The sequence below is a fragment of the Paraburkholderia lebeckiae genome (assembly GCF_050436325.1).
GTDB lineage: Bacteria > Pseudomonadota > Gammaproteobacteria > Burkholderiales > Burkholderiaceae > Paraburkholderia > Paraburkholderia tuberum.
In genome coordinates this window covers 1897499-1915814 of sequence record NZ_JBNDLZ010000002.1, presented here as the reverse complement: position 1 = coordinate 1915814, position 18316 = coordinate 1897499, and the positions used below count along the sequence as shown (strand labels likewise).

Annotated in this window: 12 protein-coding genes, 1 tRNA gene and 2 pseudogenes; 11 read left to right on the top strand and 4 right to left on the bottom strand. The window is 62.7% G+C overall.

The window, feature by feature from the left end; genetic code table 11:
• The first annotated feature begins 39 nt into the window (after positions 1 to 39).
• A complete protein-coding gene (dxs, locus tag OKW44_RS11965; protein ID WP_018424192.1) occupies positions 40 to 1947 on the top strand; it encodes a 1-deoxy-D-xylulose-5-phosphate synthase in 1908 nt (635 codons plus the stop codon).
• A gap of 252 nt (positions 1948 to 2199) precedes the next feature.
• On the top strand, positions 2200 to 3006 hold the full coding sequence (gene folE2 / locus OKW44_RS11960) for a GTP cyclohydrolase FolE2 (RefSeq protein ID WP_018424193.1): 807 nt from the start codon (positions 2200 to 2202) through the stop codon (positions 3004 to 3006).
• Between the two features lie 94 nt (positions 3007 to 3100).
• On the opposite strand, the gene tsaD is transcribed toward folE2, so the two are convergent.
• Positions 3101 to 4129 carry a tRNA (adenosine(37)-N6)-threonylcarbamoyltransferase complex transferase subunit TsaD gene (tsaD, locus tag OKW44_RS11955; RefSeq protein ID WP_018424194.1) on the bottom strand — a complete coding sequence of 343 codons (1029 nt, stop codon included), beginning with the start codon at positions 4127 to 4129 and terminating at the stop codon, positions 3101 to 3103.
• Between the two features lie 145 nt (positions 4130 to 4274).
• Between tsaD and OKW44_RS11950 the strand changes: the two genes are divergently transcribed.
• The 7 genes from OKW44_RS11950 to OKW44_RS11920 all read left to right on the top strand — a co-directional run bounded on the left by OKW44_RS11950 (position 4275) and on the right by OKW44_RS11920 (position 13853).
• On the top strand, positions 4275 to 5510 hold the full coding sequence (locus OKW44_RS11950) for a BaiN/RdsA family NAD(P)/FAD-dependent oxidoreductase (protein WP_018424195.1): 1236 nt from the start codon (positions 4275 to 4277) through the stop codon (positions 5508 to 5510).
• A 49-nt stretch (positions 5511 to 5559) separates the two neighbouring features.
• Positions 5560 to 5772 (top strand): 30S ribosomal protein S21, encoded by a 213-nt coding sequence (gene rpsU, locus OKW44_RS11945; protein ID WP_018424196.1) that lies wholly within the window; start codon positions 5560 to 5562, stop codon positions 5770 to 5772.
• Between the two features lie 240 nt (positions 5773 to 6012).
• Positions 6013 to 6459, top strand: a complete 447-nt coding sequence (locus OKW44_RS11940) for a GatB/YqeY domain-containing protein (protein ID WP_018424197.1) — start codon at positions 6013 to 6015, stop codon at positions 6457 to 6459.
• Positions 6460 to 6576: 117 nt separating this feature from the next.
• Positions 6577 to 8454: a DNA primase gene (dnaG, locus tag OKW44_RS11935; protein ID WP_018424198.1), complete on the top strand. Its 1878-nt coding sequence runs from the start codon at positions 6577 to 6579 to the stop codon at positions 8452 to 8454.
• A 91-nt stretch (positions 8455 to 8545) separates the two neighbouring features.
• Entirely contained in the window at positions 8546 to 10936 is a 2391-nt protein-coding gene (rpoD, locus tag OKW44_RS11930; RefSeq protein ID WP_084754380.1) for an RNA polymerase sigma factor RpoD, read from the top strand.
• 152 nt (positions 10937 to 11088) lie between these two features.
• Positions 11089 to 11176: transfer RNA gene (locus OKW44_RS11925), tRNA-Ile, on the top strand.
• A 1531-nt stretch (positions 11177 to 12707) separates the two neighbouring features.
• Positions 12708 to 13853 (top strand): porin, encoded by a 1146-nt coding sequence (locus tag OKW44_RS11920; protein ID WP_018424200.1) that lies wholly within the window; start codon positions 12708 to 12710, stop codon positions 13851 to 13853.
• Positions 13854 to 14006: 153 nt separating this feature from the next.
• Here the strand turns inward: OKW44_RS11920 and OKW44_RS11915 are convergent.
• Positions 14007 to 14547: pseudogene (locus tag OKW44_RS11915) on the bottom strand (porin); the annotation flags it as partial.
• Positions 14548 to 14740: 193 nt separating this feature from the next.
• Here OKW44_RS11915 and OKW44_RS11910 point away from each other — a divergent pair.
• A complete protein-coding gene (locus tag OKW44_RS11910) occupies positions 14741 to 15118 on the top strand; it encodes a transposase (protein WP_051103867.1) in 378 nt (125 codons plus the stop codon).
• Between the two features lie 12 nt (positions 15119 to 15130).
• On the opposite strand, the pseudogene OKW44_RS11905 reads toward OKW44_RS11910, so the two are convergent.
• Positions 15131 to 15598: pseudogene (locus OKW44_RS11905) on the bottom strand (Crp/Fnr family transcriptional regulator); the annotation flags it as partial.
• A gap of 64 nt (positions 15599 to 15662) precedes the next feature.
• On the opposite strand from OKW44_RS11905, the gene OKW44_RS11900 reads away from it, so the two are divergent.
• Complete coding sequence (locus OKW44_RS11900; RefSeq protein WP_018424203.1) at positions 15663 to 17297, top strand: acyl-CoA synthetase; 1635 nt, start codon at positions 15663 to 15665, stop codon at positions 17295 to 17297.
• 81 nt (positions 17298 to 17378) lie between these two features.
• On the opposite strand, the gene OKW44_RS11895 is transcribed toward OKW44_RS11900, so the two are convergent.
• Complete coding sequence (locus tag OKW44_RS11895; RefSeq protein ID WP_018424204.1) at positions 17379 to 18017, bottom strand: LysE family translocator; 639 nt, start codon at positions 18015 to 18017, stop codon at positions 17379 to 17381.
• Positions 18018 to 18316: the final 299 nt, after the last annotated feature.

The window sequence follows — 18316 nt, the reverse complement described above, 5'->3', positions numbered from 1 at the left end:
GAAGTGCGGGCGCGTAAGTTTTCCTACAATGGAACGACGATGTACGACTTGCTGAAAACCATCGACGACCCGGCAGCCCTGCGCCGCCTCGATCGCCGCCAATTGCAACCGCTTGCCGGCGAGTTGCGCGCCTTCGTGCTCGACAGCGTATCGCAGACGGGCGGCCATCTCTCGTCCAACCTCGGCACGGTCGAGTTGACCATCGCGCTGCATTACGTCTTCGATACGCCGCACGACCGGATCGTCTGGGACGTCGGCCATCAGACCTATCCGCACAAGATCCTGACCGGTCGTCGCGACCAGATGCACACGCTGCGTCAGTTGGGCGGTATCTCGGGCTTCCCGAAGCGCGACGAATCGGAATACGACACCTTCGGCACCGCGCACTCGAGCACGTCGATTTCGGCCGCGCTCGGCATGGCGATCGCGAGCAAGCTGCAAGGCGATAACCGCATGGGCATTGCCGTGATCGGCGACGGCGCGATGACGGCGGGCATGGCCTTCGAGGCAATGAACAACGCGGGCGTCGAAGACGACGTGCCGCTGCTCGTGATCCTCAACGACAACGACATGTCGATCTCGCCGCCGGTCGGCGCGCTCAATCGCCATCTCGCGCGTCTGATGTCGGGGCGCTTCTATGCGGCCGCGCGCGCGGGCGTCGAACGCGTGCTGCGCGTCGCGCCGCCGGTGCTCGATCTCGCGCGCAAGCTCGAGGAGCACGCGAAGGGCATGATCGTGCCGGCGACGCTGTTCGAAGAGTTCGGCTTCAACTACATCGGACCGATCGACGGTCACGATCTCGATTCGCTGATTCCCACCCTGCAAAACATCAAGGAACTGCGCGGGCCGCAGTTCCTGCACGTGGTCACGAAGAAAGGACAGGGCTACAAGCTGGCCGAGGCTGATCCGGTGCTGTACCACGGTCCGGGTAAGTTCAATCCGGCCGAGGGTATCAAACCGGCCGCGACGCCGTCGAAAAAGACCTACACGCAGGTATTCGGCGAGTGGCTGTGCGACGCGGCCGAGCTCGACTCGCGCGTGATCGGCATTACGCCGGCAATGCGTGAAGGCTCGGGCATGGTCGAGTTCGAAAAGCGCTTCCCGGATCGTTACTTCGACGTCGGCATCGCCGAGCAGCACGCGGTGACGTTCGCGGGCGGCCTTGCCGCGGACGGCATGAAGCCGGTCGTCGCGATCTATTCGACCTTTCTGCAACGCGCGTATGACCAGCTGATTCACGACGTCGCGCTGCAAAACCTGCCGGTGGTGTTCGCAATCGATCGTGCGGGTCTCGTTGGTGCGGACGGCGCGACGCATGCGGGCGCGTACGACCTCGCGTTCATGCGTTGTATTCCGAACATGACCGTGATGGCGCCGTCGGACGAAAACGAGTGCCGGCAGATGCTGTACACCGCGTTGCAGCAGTCGCATCCGACCGCTGTGCGCTACCCACGCGGCGCGGGTACAGGGGTCGCAACGGTCAAGCAGATGGCCGCGTTGCCGCTCGGCAAGGGCGAAGTGCGTCGCGAGACGTCGGCGCCGGCCGGCAAGCGCATCGCGATTCTCGCGTTCGGCACGATGGTCGCGCCGTCGCTCGCGGCCGCCGAGCAACTCGACGCCACCGTCGCGAACATGCGCTTCGTGAAGCCGCTCGACACCGAACTCGTGCGCGAGCTGGCCGAGACGCACGACGCGATCGTCACCGTCGAGGAAGGCTGCATCATGGGTGGCGCGGGTTCGGCGTGCGTCGAAGCCCTGCTCGCAAGTGGGGTTATGCGCCCCGTACTACAATTGGGCCTCCCCGATCGGTTCATCGATCACGGGGACCCGGCTAAGCTGCTCGCCGCGTGCGGTCTCGACGCCGCGGGTATCACCCGGTCGATCCGCGAACGCTTCCTTGCGAGCGGCGCGGTCGGCGGTCAGTCGTCCGTGAAGCGCGTCGCGTAAAGCGCTGTCGGCTGTCGGCTGTTGTGCCGTCGTAGGTTCGACTCATGCCGCCGTCATGCGACGGCGGCTTCGGCAATCTCCAGTTTTGAACCGACGGGTGTTGTGGGCCGTCACCCAACGCCGGCGCGAGCCGGCGTTCGCCGTTGCGCGCGCTGATCCGCATTGCCGATGGTGCCTCGCACTCGCTGCGCGATAGTCGCCGATGCAGCGAAACCTTGGCGCAGCCCGGCGCTTTCCAGAAAGGACAAAAGAATGAATCAGATGAATCCCGCTTTCGTGATGCCCGACGTGCAAAGCACCCCCGACACGCGCCAGATTCCGATCCAGCGGGTCGGCGTGAGGGGCGTGCGTCATCCGTTGACGATTCGCACGCAAGGTGGCGAAGCGCAGCCGTCGGTCGGCACGTGGAATCTCGACGTGCATCTGCCGGCCGAGCAGAAGGGCACCCACATGTCGCGCTTCGTCGCGTTGCTCGAAGAGAACAAAGCGCCGCTCGAACCGGCCACGTTCCGCACGATGCTCGCGGCTATGCTTGAAAAACTCGAGGCCGAGGCGGGCCGCATCGAAGTGTCGTTCCCGTACTTCGTGAACAAGACCGCGCCGGTGTCGGGCGTGCAGAGCTTGCTCGATTATGAAGTCACGCTGACCGGTGAGACCCGCCATGGCGCGACGCGGGTATTCCTGAAGGTGCTGGTGCCGGTCACGAGCCTGTGCCCGTGCTCGAAGAAGATCTCGCAGTACGGCGCGCACAATCAGCGTTCGCACGTGACGATCGATGCCGAGCTGAACGGCGACGTTGCTGTCGAAGAGTTGATCCGTATCGCCGAGGAAGAAGCGTCGTGTGAACTGTGGGGCCTGCTCAAGCGCCCGGACGAGAAGTTCGTCACCGAGCGCGCGTATGAAAATCCGAAGTTCGTCGAAGACCTCGTGCGCGACGTTGCCCAGCGTCTGAATGCCGACGAGCGCATCGTCGCGTATGTGCTCGAAGCGGAGAACTTCGAGTCGATTCACAATCACAGCGCGTATGCGGTGATCGAGCGGGACAAGCGCCTCGCCTGATACATTCCTGATCGCTCCACGCCGGTTCGTTGCGAAAGCATTGAAGCAAAAAAGCCGGTTGTAAAGCGGCTTTTTGTCCTCTTGGGGCGGCGGTTCAGTGCGCGAGCGACGTCAGATCCCAACGCGGCTTCACGGTGAACGCGTAGTCGTGGCCGGCCTGTTCGGGCCAGCGTTGCAAACGCAGCGCGCCGGCCAGCGCGATCATCGCCCCGTTGTCCGTGCACAGCGACAGGTCCGGGTAGTGGACGTAGAAATTGCGCTTCTGCGCGGCGGCCGACAGCGCTTCGCGCAACTGCCGGTTCGCGCCGACGCCGCCCGCCACCGCCAGCCGGTTCAGCTTCGTGCGCTTGAGCGCCGCTAGAGATTTCGCGGCCAGCACTTCGACGGCGGCATCGACGAAACCGCGCGCGAGGTCGGCCTTGGCCTGCTCGCAGATGTTCGCGCCGCCCAGCCGGTTCGCGTGCGTGAGCACGGCGGTCTTCAGGCCGCTGAAGCTGAAATCGAGGTCGCCGGAATGTAGCATCGGGCGCGGCAGCACGACTGCCCCGGGTGTGCCGAACTCGGCCATGCGCGAGACTTCGGGGCCGCCCGGATAGCCGAGGCCCAGCAGCTTGGCGGTTTTGTCGAAGGCTTCGCCGGCGGCGTCGTCGAGCGTCTCGCCGAGCGTCTCGTAGACGCCGACGTCGGTCACGCGCATCAACTGCGTGTGGCCGCCCGAGACCAGCAGCGCGACGAACGGAAACGGCGGCGGCTCGTCGACGAGCAGCGGCGACAGCAGATGCCCTTCGAGATGGTGAATGCCGACGGTCGGCTTGTTCCACGCCATCGCCAGCGAATTGGCGACGCTCGCGCCGACCAGCAGCGCGCCCGCGAGCCCGGGCCCTTGCGTGTAAGCGATCGCGTCGATGTCGCCGCGCGCGACGCCGGCGCGGTCCATCACCTCTTCGAGCAGCGGCAGCGCGCGGCGGATATGGTCGCGCGATGCAAGCTCCGGCACGACGCCGCCGTACTCCCGGTGCATCGCAATCTGCGAATGCAGCGCGTGCGCGAGCAGGCCGCGCTCCGTGTCGTAGAGCGCGAGACCGGTTTCGTCGCAGGAGCTTTCGATGCCGAGAACGAGCATGATGAATCGCTTGAGACGGCCGCGCGCGACGCGCGTCCGAAAGTGGAAGGTAAGCCTGAAAGTATACCAGCGCGGACAGGCAGCCGCAGGCGGCCGGCAGAGCACGGGCATGGATGCGCGGGCCCGGCAGGTACAATGCGGCCCCATGGAATCCTTCGATATCGCGGTGATCGGCGCGGGCGCGGCCGGCATGATGTGCGCGGCCGTGGCCGGTCAACTCGGCCGGCGTGTGGCGCTGATCGACCACTCGCAGCGTCTCGCGGAAAAAATCCGTATTTCCGGCGGTGGCCGCTGCAACTTCACGAATCTGTATGCGGGGCCGGCCAATTATCTGTCGGCGAATCCGCATTTTTGCCGCTCGGCGCTCGCGCGCTATACGCCGCGCGATTTCATGGCGTTGCTGAAGCAGCATCGCGTGACATGGCATGAGAAGCACAAGGGCCAGCTGTTCTGCGATCAGTCGAGCGACGCGGTCATCGACGTGCTGAAGAACGAGTGCGACGCCGGTGGGGTTGCATGGCGCACGCCGCTGTCGGTCGAAGAGGTGCGCCAGGACGCCGAAGGACAGTTCCTGCTCGGCACGACGACGGGCACGATCGCCGCCCGTGCGCTCGTGATCGCGACGGGCGGTCTGTCGATCCCGAAGATCGGCGCAACCGATTTCGCATACCGGATCGCCAGGCAGTTCGGCCACAAGTTGATCGACACGCGTCCCGCGCTGGTTCCGCTGACCTTCGCTCCGGCCGACTGGGAGCCGTTCGCGGCGCTATCGGGCGTGTCGCTTGAAGTACAGCTGTCGACTGGCAATACGAAGACCGGCGCCGAATTCACCGAAGATCTGCTGCTCACGCACCGCGGCCTGTCGGGCCCAGGCGTGCTGCAGATCTCGAGCTACTGGCAGCCCGGCGAGCCGATTCACATCAATCTGCTGCCGGAGCGCGACGCCGCGACTGCGCTCATCGACGCGAAAAACGGCACGAAGCGGCAGATCGCCAATCTGCTATCGGAATGGGTGCCGCAGCGGCTCGCGCATGTGTGGCTCGACACTCACCAGGTGGCCGCCGAGGCTCGCGTCGCCGATCTGCCGGACAAGGCGCTGCGCCGCATCGGTGAGGCTCTGTCGCGCTGGATCCTCACGCCGAACGGCACCGAGGGTTATCGCAAGGCCGAAGTGACTCGCGGTGGGGTCGATACGCGCGGTTTGTCATCGACCACGATGATGAGCGCGCAGGTGCCGGGCCTCTACTTCATCGGCGAGGCGGTCGACGTGACCGGTTGGCTCGGCGGCTACAACTTCCAGTGGGCGTGGGCGTCGGGTGTCGCGGCGGGCGAGGCGGCGGCCGAATATGCCCGGGGGCTTGACGGCGCAATGGCTTTGTGAGAAAGCTCTGCTATACTCCTGAACCTTTACAAAGTTCCGTTATTGAAAAATGACGACCATCCGCGTAAAAGACAATGAGCCGTTCGAAGTCGCCATGCGCCGTTTCAAGCGCACCATGGAGAAAAACGGCTTACTGACGGAACTTCGCGCTCGCGAGTTTTACGAGAAACCCACAGCCGAACGCAAGCGCAAGAAAGCGGCGGCAGTGAAGCGTCATTTCAAGCGTCTGCGTGGCCAGATGCTGCCAAGGAAGCTCTACTGATTCTGGCGTTGCCGCGCTCCGCTTCGCACGAGGCGCGGCAGCATCCAAGCCGATGGCGGCACGTCAGGTGCCATCACGGGAAACCCGGCCCATCGGGCCAACCGGCAGGGTCGCATCCACTACGCATATTGCCCAACCCGCTTGAGGAAGAAGTCCCAAGCGGGTTTTTGTGCTGATGCGGCGGTATCGCCGCCGTCGACCGGCCGGTTTTTCAACTTTTCAACGCAATTCAGGTGAGTGATGAGTCTCAAGGACCGGATCAACGACGATATGAAAGCTGCCATGCGGGCGCGCGAGACCGAACGTCTCGGGACGATCCGCCTGCTGCTCGCCGCGATCAAGCAGCGTGAAGTCGATGAGCGGGTCACGCTCGACGACGCCGCCATAACCTCCGTCGTCGACAAGATGATCAAGCAGCGCAAGGATTCGATCAGCCAGTTCGAGGCCGCAGGACGTACGGATCTTGCGGACAAGGAAAAGGCCGAGTTGGCCATTCTTTCCGCGTACATGCCTGAGCAGATGTCCGAAGCGGAAATCGTTGCTGAGGTGCAGGCGGCAGTCGCGCAAACCAGCGCTGCCGGCCCGCAGGACATGGGCAAGGTGATGGGCGTGCTGAAGCCGAAGCTGGCCGGCCGCGCCGACATGACCGCCGTCTCCGCACAGGTCAAGGCCGCGCTCGCTAAGTAACTCTGTCGATTTGTCCGGGTCGCGCGCCTCCTGAAGGCGAGGCGCGCGACCCGGTCGCGGTGTCGAGCCCGGGCTCCGGGCTTGGATTTTGAAGCTTTCCAGGCAGCGTCATTTACTGTGATCCCACCGTCATTCCTGCAGGACCTGCTCAACCGCGTCGATATCGTCGACGTGGTCGGCCGGTATGTGCAGCTGAAAAAGGGCGGCGCGAACTTCATGGGGCTGTGCCCGTTTCACAACGAGAAGAGCCCCTCGTTTACGGTTAGTCCGACTAAACAGTTTTATCACTGCTTCGGCTGCGGTGCGCATGGCACGGCCATCGGTTTCCTGATGGAACACGTGGGTGCGTCGTTTCCCGAAGCGGTCAACGAGCTCGCGCAATCGGTGGGTCTCACCGTGCCGAACGAGCCTTCTTCCGGATATGGCGGCGGCGGTGGCGGAGCTGGCAGCGGCTACGCGCCGGCGGCATCGAAGGCCGTCACAACCGCGCTGTCCGATCTCATGCAGACCGCCTGCGACTACTACCGTAAGCAACTGCGCGGTGCGCCGGGCGCGATCCAATATTTGAAGAAGCGCGGCCTGACTGGCGAAATCGCCGCGCGCTTCGGTCTCGGCTATGCGCCGGAAGGGTGGCAAAACCTCGAGGCGGCGTTTCCGAACTATCGCGACGACGCGCTGGTCGACGCGGGTCTCGTGATCGTCAGCGAAAAGTCGGACGCGCAGGGTCAGAACCGCCGCTACGACCGCTTTCGCGAGCGGATCATGTTCCCGATCCGCAATGTCAAAGGGCAGGTGATCGGCTTCGGTGGCCGCGTGCTCGACGGCGGCGAGCCAAAGTATTTGAATTCACCCGAAACGCCGCTATTTAACAAGGGCAGCGAGCTGTACGGGCTGTTCGAGGCGCGTCTTGCGATTCGAGAGCAACATTACGTGCTGGTCGTCGAAGGTTATATGGACGTAGTCGCGCTGGCCCAATTGGGCTTCCAGAACGCGGTCGCGACCCTCGGCACCGCTTGCACGCCGATTCATGTGCAGAAACTGATGCGCCAGACCGATACGGTCATCTTCAGTTTCGACGGCGACGCGGCCGGCCGGCGCGCCGCGCGTCGCGCGCTCGATGCGTGCCTGCCGCATGCCGCCGACAACCGGACGATCCGTTTCCTGTTCCTGCCCAGCGAGCATGATCCCGACAGCTACGTGCGCGAGTTCGGCACTGAGGCTTTCGCCGAGCAGGTCGAACGGGCGATGCCGTTGTCGCAGTTCATGCTCAACGAGGTGTTGACCGGCAAGGAGCTCGATCAGCCCGAAGGCAAGGCCCGCGCGCTGTTCGACGCGAAACCGCTGCTGCAGGCGTTGCCGGCCAATGCGCTGCGCGCGCAGATCATGCATTTGTTCGCAGACCGGCTCGATGTGCCGTTCAGCGAAGTCGCGGCGCTTTGCGAAGTCGACGCGCGGATCGCGGCCGCGGCGCGCAAGGCGCCGGCCCGCAAGGACCGGCGCAGCGTGACCGGCATCGAGGAAAAGACGCTGCGCAATCTGGTGATGTATCCGCGCACGGTCGCGATGCTCGACGAAGAGGCCGAAGAGGCGCTGCTCACCGTAACCCGGCACGGCGAACTGTTCGCGGAAGTGACGACGCACGCGCGAGCCCTCGGCGATTCGGCAGCGTTCCAGTTGTTGTCCGATCTCTTGCGAAATGGCGCGAACGCCCCAACTTTCGAGGAAATCTTTCGCAAAATTCTAGACTATGATGAAAACGTCCGGGATTTGCTGCTGAAAGACCCGCAGGACGCGGCCGTCATCGAGGAACGGCGCGAGCAGGAACGAATTGTCGGCGAGGAGCTGAAAGCCGCGATTTTGAAGATGCGATACGACGCTTATTGCGATCGTCTCGAACAGCTTTCGCGACAGTCGCGGCATACGCCGGAAGAGTTTGCCGAGTTTTCGGAGCTCAACCGGAAGCGGGCCGACATGAAGCGTCAACTCGGGTTGTAGCGGAGAGGCCGAAACCTCGGGTGGTATAATCAAAAGTTTCTAGCGGTTTGTTTTTTCAAGGGTTTTCCTAGCAAAGGCGAAAGGCGATGCGATGGCAAAGACGACAGGCGGAAATCAGACAACGGGCTCACGCGCTAAAGAGCGCACCGGAAAAGTTACCGAAGCCAAGCTGACTGCAACCGCCAGAAGACCGTCTGCTGTCAGCGTTGCACCGGCTGCCGGGAAGAAGTCGTCGACCACTGCGGCCGCGCAGGCCGCACCGGTTCGGGCGGCGAAAGCTGTAGCACCGCCGGCTGCCAAGCGGGCTGGTGTCAGAAGCGCAAGGGAAGCGGCTGCCGTTCAGGACGATGCGGTAGCGCGCGTGACTTCAGTATCCACGGTTCAACCGGCTGTTGTCCAACAGCCGGGGATCGAGACTACAGCCGGTACGGCGAACTCCATGACGAAAAAGCTGAATGAAGTACCCGTCGATGACGATGCAACCCAGGCCGAAGAAACCGCTGCCGCCGCACCGGGCAAGCCGGAGAAGGTCAAGGCTCGCGACCGTCGTGCAAAGGAAAAAGCGCTGCTGAAGGATGCGTTCGCGTCGTCGCAGCCCGGCACGGTGGAGGAACTCGAGGAGCGTCGCTCCAAGCTGCGCGCCCTGATCAAGCTCGGCAAGGAGCGCGGCTTCCTCACGTACGCTGAAATCAACGATCACCTGCCGGACAACTTCACCGAGACCGAGGCGATCGAAGGCATCATCAGCACGTTCAACGACATGGGCGTCGCGGTCTACGAACAGGCCCCGGACGCTGAAACGCTGCTGCTCAACGACAACGCGCCCGCAGCTTCGTCAGACGACGAAGTCGAAGAGGAAGCCGAAGTCGCGCTGTCCACCGTCGACTCCGAATTTGGCCGCACCACCGATCCCGTGCGTATGTACATGCGCGAAATGGGCACGGTGGAGCTGCTTACGCGTGAAGGCGAAATCGAAATCGCGAAGCGCATCGAAGATGGCCTGAAGCACATGGTGATGGCCATTTCCGCGTGCCCGACCACGATCGCCGACATTCTCGCGATGGCCGAGCGCGTCGCCAACGACGAAGCGCGCATCGACGAACTTGTCGACGGTCTGATCGACGCCGACGCGGAAGACGCCGACGGCTTCTCCGCGCAGGAGGCGGAAGCGATCGAGAATGAAGACGAGGAAGCCGAGGAAGAGGACGAAGAGGACGAGGAAGAAGACGATGGCGCGGCGCAAGCCACCGCCAACGCCGCGCAGCTCGAAGCGCTGCGGCGCGCGTCGCTCGAAAGATTCGCGTCGATCAGCGAATGGTTCGACAAGATGCGTCGCGCGTTCGAGAAGGAAGGCTACAAGTCCAAGTCGTATCTGAAGGCGCAGGAAACCATCCAGAACGAGCTGATGACGATCCGCTTCACCGCGCGTACCGTCGAGCGTCTGTGCGACACGCTGCGCGCGCAGGTGGATGAAGTGCGTCAGGTCGAGCGTCAGATCCTGCATACGGTCGTCGACAAGTGCGGCATGCCGCGTGCGGAATTCATCGCGCGTTTCCCGGGCAGCGAGACGGACCTCGAATGGGCCGGCAAGATCGTCGCCGAAGGTCACGCGTATAGCGCGATCCTCACGCGCAACATTCCGGCGATCCGCGAACAGCAGCAACGTCTGCTCGATCTGCAGGCGCGCGTGGTGCTGCCGCTGAAGGACCTGAAGGAAACCAACCGTCAGATGGCGGCTGGCGAGCTGAAGGCGCGCCAGGCGAAGCGCGAGATGACCGAGGCCAACCTGCGTCTCGTGATCTCGATCGCGAAGAAGTACACGAACCGCGGTCTGCAGTTCCTCGACCTGATTCAGGAAGGCAACATCGGCCTGATGAAGGCGGTGGACAAGTTCGAATACCGTCGTGGCTACAAGTTCTCCACGTATGCGACGTGGTGGATCCGCCAGGCCATTACGCGTTCGATCGCCGACCAGGCGCGCACGATCCGGATTCCGGTTCACATGATCGAAACGATCAACAAGATGAACCGCATCTCGCGTCAGATCCTGCAGGAAACCGGTCTCGAGCCGGATCCGGCGACGCTGGCCGAGAAGATGGAAATGCCGGAAGACAAGATCCGCAAGATCATGAAGATCGCGAAGGAGCCGATCTCGATGGAAACGCCGATCGGTGACGACGACGATTCTCATCTGGGCGACTTCATCGAAGATACGAACACGGTCGCCCCGGCGGATGCGGCGTTGCACGCGAGTATGCGCGACGTCGTGAAGGACGTGCTCGATTCGCTGACGCCGCGCGAAGCGAAGGTGTTGCGCATGCGTTTCGGTATCGAGATGAGCACGGATCACACGCTCGAAGAAGTCGGTAAACAGTTCGACGTGACGCGTGAGCGGATTCGCCAGATCGAGGCGAAGGCGCTGCGCAAGCTGCGTCATCCGAGCCGTTCGGACAAGCTGAAGTCATTCCTCGAAGGGAATTGACGGCGACGGCCGCGGTTGGCCGCAAATGATGCGATCAAAGGGGCCTCCCGGTCGTTTCGCCGAAGCGAAGCGGTTGGGAGGCTCCTTTTTCGTGTAGTATGTCGGCCAATCGACGAAACGGGCCCGGCCTTCACGACCGGGTCTTTTTTCTTGGGCTGGACGCCGTGTTGGTTGCAGGCAGTGGACTCATAATCCACCTCCGAAAGGACATCGTGGGTTCGAACCCCACCCGGCCCACCAAAGTATCGAAAAAAGGGTTCCGAATTCCGGAACCCTTTTTGTTTTTGGGCGGCCTTCGGCCAGCCTCAGCTGGGCGACCCAGTGCCCAGCTTCAACCCCTGCCAGCCGCGTCGCTCGACGAAGCCAATGAAGACCTGCCGCAGCGTCCAGTGCGAGCGCTGACGCGGGTCGCATTCTGTTTCGCATGGCTATTCGGGCTGGAGCCGTTCCTCACAGCATCGTCCGATGAGGTGGCGAACTCGCGCCCGGAGGGTCACTGAGTTGTCGGGCGTTGCAAATTCCGTTTCGAGTCAGCGCAATTTCTACAGACGGCGTCGCTAAGCGAGCTGGGCGGCGCGGTGCTCGCACGTTCGGGCGGCTGAAAGCGGCGCCTGCCTCGCCGTTCATCGAGCGCCGGACGCGATCGCGGGAATAGCCGTTGCGCACCCAGCGTAGGGAGACGTTCCCATCCACCTGGAGGCCGCCCTGCAAACCGATCCAACCATCGATCCCGCCGCTCCTCCTAATCAGCCGCTCGATGAACCCAACGGCGAGCCGCGTCCGTTGCCCGACACACCTCCCGACACCGACCCGCTCGCGCCGGGTTCCTCGCCCGAGGACGAGGAGGCGCTTAAGCGCACTCCGCGCCAGCCATAAGCGGTGACCCCGCGTAATCAGGGAAAATCCGTGTAAAAACGGGCGCCACCCCGCCGTTGATTGAATGCGGAAGGCTTGTTGATGCACGCCGTCCGCTTTCAGCGCGGGCCTTGTCACGCGGCGGCCGGCGTCGCAATTTACCTCCGGGCAACGCCCGTGCTGAAGGCTTTTTTGAATCGCGCGCGCATCTTATAGAGGCGTGACAGAGGGTGCTCGCTAAAGCGAGCAATTAGAAGACCGCCGCAATGGCAGTCTCTCAATACTGAATGCTGATTCGACGCGGCGAGCCCGGACCCTTGCGCTGCCCGGGGCGGCGGCGATTGTTTGCGTCGGTCAATAAAGACTAGGTGAATAAGCCGTCTTGGTGAGTCGACGAGTTAATCGCCTCGCCGGAAACCATTAATTGGTGTATGCGCGAGGAAGACTGCATTAACTCTATTAAGTTCCGGCGCTCCGAAAATAAATCTCAAACGACGCGGAAAACCGTCCCTTCCACCATTCGATTACAAAAAATATCGGCCGGTCTTTTCGTCAACTTGCTCCGACCCGATTACGTCACGCGTATTAAAGTACTGTTGCAAACGCACAACTTAGGATATTGACGCGTTGCAAATTCGTTTTGGCTGGAGCTGGCGATCCGGCACCTAGATCTTGCAATAAACGATGGAAAAACAAGAAGTTATACCTATCGGCACCGACATTGTTGCGAATTTCGAAAAATCCTGTTGCGTGAATTACCTGCGTCGGTACCAGGGTGTCCCCCTACACTCACGCTTCGCTTCAAGGGTGCCCGGTCGATCCCCACGGTTCGGCCAAGCGGGTGGCGGCAAATGCGATGCATCGGCTGCTGAGGCGGGTCCTGCTCCCCGTATAAATTTTTCGAATTGGAGTTCCCATGAAAAAGAGTCTCATCGTCGTTGCGGCTGCCGCATCGTTCGCTTCGGTCGCTGCTCACGCACAAAGCAGCGTGACCCTGTACGGTCTGCTCGACGCAGGTCTGACGTACACCAGCAACGTTGCCCACAACTCCAAGTGGGCAGCAGGTAGCGGCGGCATCAACCAGAGCATGTTCGGCCTGCGTGGTTCGGAAGATCTGGGCGGCGGTCTGAAGGCAATCTTCACGTTGGAAAGCGGCTTCAACATCAACAACGGCAAGTTCGCTAACAACAACGGCATGTTCAACCGTCAGGCCTTCGTCGGTCTGTCGAGCTCGCAATTCGGTACGGTCACGCTGGGTCGCCAGTACGACGCAGCGCAGGACTACCTCGCACCGCTGACCGCAACGGGCAGCTGGGGCGGCACGTACTTCGCGCACCCGTTCAACAACGACAACCTGAACACCAACGGTGGTCTGTCGGTCAACAACTCGGTCAAGTACTCGAGCGCTAACTACGCTGGCTTCACGTTCGGCGGCACGTACGGCTTCTCGAACCAGGCTGGTGGCTTCGCAAACAACCGTCAGTACAGCTTGGGCGCCGCATACCAGTGGCAAGGCCTGCACCTCGGTGCTGCCTACGCTCAGCAAAACAACCCGGCTGCTAACGCAAGCGGCGCATCGGACGGCGTTCTGGCGAACACCGCGGGCGTGCTGCAAGGCGACTTCCGTCAGCGTCAGTTCGGCGCAGGCGCTTCGTACGGCTTCGGCCCGGCGCTGGTTGGCGTGGCCTGGACGCAATCGCGCGTCGACAACCTGGTTGGTGCAGCTCCTGGTCAGCGTCAAGGCCACACCAACAACTACGAAATCAACGGCAAGTACAACGTGACGCCGGCTATGGCTCTCGGCGTCGCGTACACGTTCACCGACGCGCGCGGCTACGGCATCAACGCCGACGGTAACGACATGAAGACCCGTTACCACCAGATCGGCCTGCAGGCTGACTACTCGCTGTCGCGTCGCACCGACGTCTACGCTCAGGCTGTGTACCAGCACGCAATGGGTGACGGCGGCGTGGCTTCGATCTACAGCGGCGACAACACGGTTCCGACCTCGTCGTCGAAGAACCAGACGGCTGCTACGGTCGGTCTGCGTCACCGCTTCTAAGCTTCAGCAGAAGCTGCCTGTAGTACAGAAAGGTGCCGTTCGCGGCACCTTTTTTTATGCGCGCGGCAGACCGGTGAGCCGGTTTCCGTATGCGAGGCGAAAAAAACGGGCGTCCCTGGGGACGCCCGTTTTGCCATGACGACGTGAAACGATTTAGAAAATTGTCCGCAAACCGAGCGCAACGCCGGTCTGGTTGTCGCGGCCCGGCAGTTCGACCGACGCCGCGCCCGACACCTTGTCGAAATCAACGGTGCCATACACCTCGGTGCGCTTCGACAGCGCGTACTCGGCCAGTGCGACGAACGTGTAGCGATAGCCACTGCCGAGCTGACCAGCGCCGATCGCCGCGTTCGACATGTCGTCGTAGTACGCGGCGCCCGTCAGCGTCAGCGCGCGTGGCCTGCCACGTGACGCCGGCGAACGGTCCGTTGTCGATGCGACCCGAGCCCTTGACGATATCGACGCCTGGCACGAGCGTCTGCTGCGCGAGCGCGCTGTCGACGAAGCCGGTGTCGTCCTTCGAATGCAGATAGCCGACGTGCAGCTTCGTCGAGCTGAACGCATGGACCGCGTTCGCGTTGAAGATGGTCTGCTTGTGATTGCTGTTGTCGCTGTTATGCTGCACGACGGCCGCGACCGATAGCGGACCCGCCACGTACGACAGCGTGAAGCCGTACATGTTGCCCGCGCCGATGGTAGATCAACGCTCGCGCAGCGCCATCAGCGCTTTCGCGCAATAACCTATTGCAATTTTCGCCAATTGCACCGTTCTTGTGACAAAAGTTGACTTTGTCCCAGGCAAGCTTCGAGTAGTCTTGAGCGAATTGACGTATCGACACGACTTTCGGAGCGACGCCAACACGCGTTTTACGCGTGCGCTTTCACGCATGAACAGCCCACCTTCCGAATGCATCGCGACCTCGCCAGTCGTTCAGGAGCTGACCGACGATCAATGGCGGCGGGTCGCGCCGTTGTTACCTGAAACCTTGCATGATGACGGCCCGCGCCGTGGTCGTCCGCCGATCGAAATTCGCCATGTGCTCAATAGCGTGATGTGGGTGCTGCACGCGCGCGCGCCGTGGAGCGCAATGCCCGAGCACTACGTCCCGTACCAGACCGCGCATCGCTACTATCTGCGCTGGAAAAAAACGGGCGTGTTGAGCGCGATCATGCTCGCGCTGTTCAGGACCGACGACGCTCTCGAAACGCGCGCGACGCGCAGAGCGGCGTGCGCGCCGGGTAGGGAGCGTCAGTCGCGCCGCTAAATCTGTTCCCCGCCCGTACGCAGCCAGCCGCTCGAGATAGAGCACCTCGATCCGGTTATATGACAGTCGCAAAATCCCCAGCTTCCCGAGGTTCTGCAGCATCTGATTGATGCGCTGCCGCGACGCTCCCGCGAGCAGACCGACCCCTTCCTGTGAAATCGCCAGTGTGCGACCTGTGTCCGGATACAGATCCAGATTGAAAAGCTACGCGAGCGATTGCGCGACGCGCGCGTCCATGTCGAGCAGCCGGCTATTCTGGATCGACGCGATGAATTCCTCCATCCGGTTGTTCAATTGCCGGATCACGAAGCCCGTGAATGGCAGACTCGATTCGAGTAAGGTATGGAAGGTCGCGGACGGCACGAACATCACGAGCGACGGCCGAATCGCGGCCACGTCGTATTTGCGCAATTCGCGCTTGATCACGCCGCCTTCGCCAAACCAGCCGCCCGGCGTCACGCCCGACAGCGTGTAGGCCCTGGTTCATTCATAGAACACGATCACAACAATCGGCGGCGCGGCTCGCGCCTCAGGAGACGAAGCAATGACACAGCAGATGTTCGACGAAGGCCTCGGGCGGCGCGAGGCCAATTATGTCCCGTTGACGCCGATCGATTTCCTCGTGCGCGCAGCGCAGGTGTATGGCGAGCGGCTCGCGATCGTCCATGGGGAGATCCGCCGCAACTGGCGCGAGACCTATGAGCGTGCGCGGCGGCTCGCGAGCGCGCTGCGCGAGGCCGGCATCGGCCGCGGCGACACGGTCGCCGCGCTGCTGCCGAACATCCCGCCGATGGTCGAGGCGCACTTCGGCGTGCCGATGGCCGGCGCTGTGCTGAATACACTGAACACGCGGCTCGACGTCGCGACGCTGCTGTTCATGCTGCGCCACGGTGAGGCGAAGGCGCTGATCGTCGACACCGAATACGGCGAGTTCGCACATCGCGCGGCGCTAGAATTCCCGGAGCTCCGCGTGATCAGCGTGGCCGACGCGCAGCCCGCCGACGCTGCGCAGTTCATTCGCGCGACGGACTACGAGCAGTTCCTGCAAACCGGCGACCCTTCCTTCGAGTGGACTCCGCCCGCCGACGAATGGGACGCGATCGCGCTGAACTACACATCGGGCACGACCGGTGACCCGAAGGGCGTCGTCTACCATCACCGTGGCGCATATCTGAACGCGCTGAGCAACATCCTCGAATGGGACATGCCGAAGCACGCGGTCTATCTGTGGACGTTGCCGCTGTTCCACTGCAACGGCTGGTGCTTTCCTTGGACGGTGGCCGCCCGCGCGGGCGTCAACGTCTGTCTGCGCAAGTTCGACGCGAAGATGGTGTTCGAGTTGATTCGCCGCGAACACATCACGCATTACTGCGGCGCGCCGATCGTGCAGAGTTCGCTCGTCAATGCGCCGGCCGAATGGCGTGGGGGCATCACGCATCGCGTGTCGACGATGGTCGCGGGCGCCGCGCCGCCGCCCGCGGTGATCGCGAAGATGAAGCAGATCGGCTTCGATCTGACGCACGTGTACGGGCTTACCGAAACCTACGGGCCGGCGGCCGTCTGCGCGAAGCAGGACGAATGGGACGCGCTCGACGATCAAATCCGCGCCGACCTGACCGCGCGCCAGGGCGTGCGTTATCACCTGCAGGCGGCAGTCGCGGTGCTCGATGCCGACACGCTCGCGCCGGTGCCGGACGACGGCGAAACGATCGGCGAGATCATGTTTCGCGGCAACATCTGCATGAAGGGTTATCTGAAGAACGAGCGCGCGACCGAAGCTGCTTTCAAAGGCGGCTGGTTCCATACCGGCGATCTCGGCGTGCGCACGGCCGACGGCTATATCCGCATCCGCGACCGCAGCAAGGACATTATCATTTCGGGCGGAGAGAACATTTCGAGCATCGAGGTCGAGGACACGCTGTACCGGCATCCTGCGGTGTCGGTGGCGGCGGTGGTCGCGATGGCCGATCCGAAGTGGGGCGAGGTGCCGTGCGCGTTCATCGAGTTGAAGGAAGGCGCGCAGGTGACCGAGGAGGAAATCATCGCGCATTGCCGGCTGTTTCTGGCCGGCTATAAGTTGCCGAAGGCGGTGCGCTTTGGCGAGTTGCCCAAGACGTCGACGGGGAAGATCCAGAAGTTCGAGTTGCGCGCGCGGATCAAGGCGGAGGGGAAAGGGTAACGCGCTGCGATTACCGCTGATTCAGGGCGGCGCGAGTGGCGCGCATCGAGTCACGACGGTGCGCGCCGCTTCGTGTTGCCGTCAAATTCCCATCTTGTGCGCGTTAAAAATCAGCCGCAGGCCCAGCGCGGTCACCGCGCTCGCGGCGATGCGATCGATCCACGCCTTCCAGCGCAGATAGATTTCGCGCGGCCGTTGGCTTGAAAAGCACAGTGCGACGATCGTGTACCAGCCCGCCTCGATCGCGAAGATCGCCGGCGGCAGCGCGAAATAGCACCACACCGGCGGATGCTGCGGCAGCAGCGCAGCGAAGATGCTGCCGTAATAGACAGCCGTTTTCGGATTGCTGAGCTGCGTGCTCAAGCCGATCCAGAACGACTTGCGCGGATTGCCGCCGCTGCCGGTTTGCGTTTCGCTGAATGCGAGCGGCTTGGCGGCGCCGCGCCAGATTTTCGACGCCAGATAGACCAGGTAGACGCCGCCGGCCACTTTCAGCCCGACGTAGAGCCATTCGACCGTCGCGAGCAGCGTATAGAGCCCGAGCAGCGCTATGCCGCTAAAAAACACACCGCCGATGCCCATGCCGAGCGCTGTCGCAAGACCGTCGCCGCGCGACAGACCGATCGCATTGCGTGCGACGATGACGAAGCTGGGCCCCGGACTCATCGCGCCCAATAGCAGCGCGGCGAGGATCGTGAGGATGGCGGTCGAGGCGGGCATGGTCATGTCTCCTGATGTCGGGCCGTTGCCAGAAGTTCTGGCGAATACCGGGTCTCGCATTGTCCGCCAATTGCGCGGAGGAAGCCACGAATACCGAAAACTCGGAAGCCGTGCAATCAGTGCAATTAGAAAAAGTTCTTTGCTGCGGGCAAAATACATCGAATGCCAGAATGACTTTCCATACGCGGAAGCTCCCTCGTCACAACGAGGCGACGCGCGACGCGAAACACCGGCGCAATTCGAGCCACGCCGATCTTTCGAGTAGCCGATTCGCTTGATTCCAGCGCTTCAACTCAGGC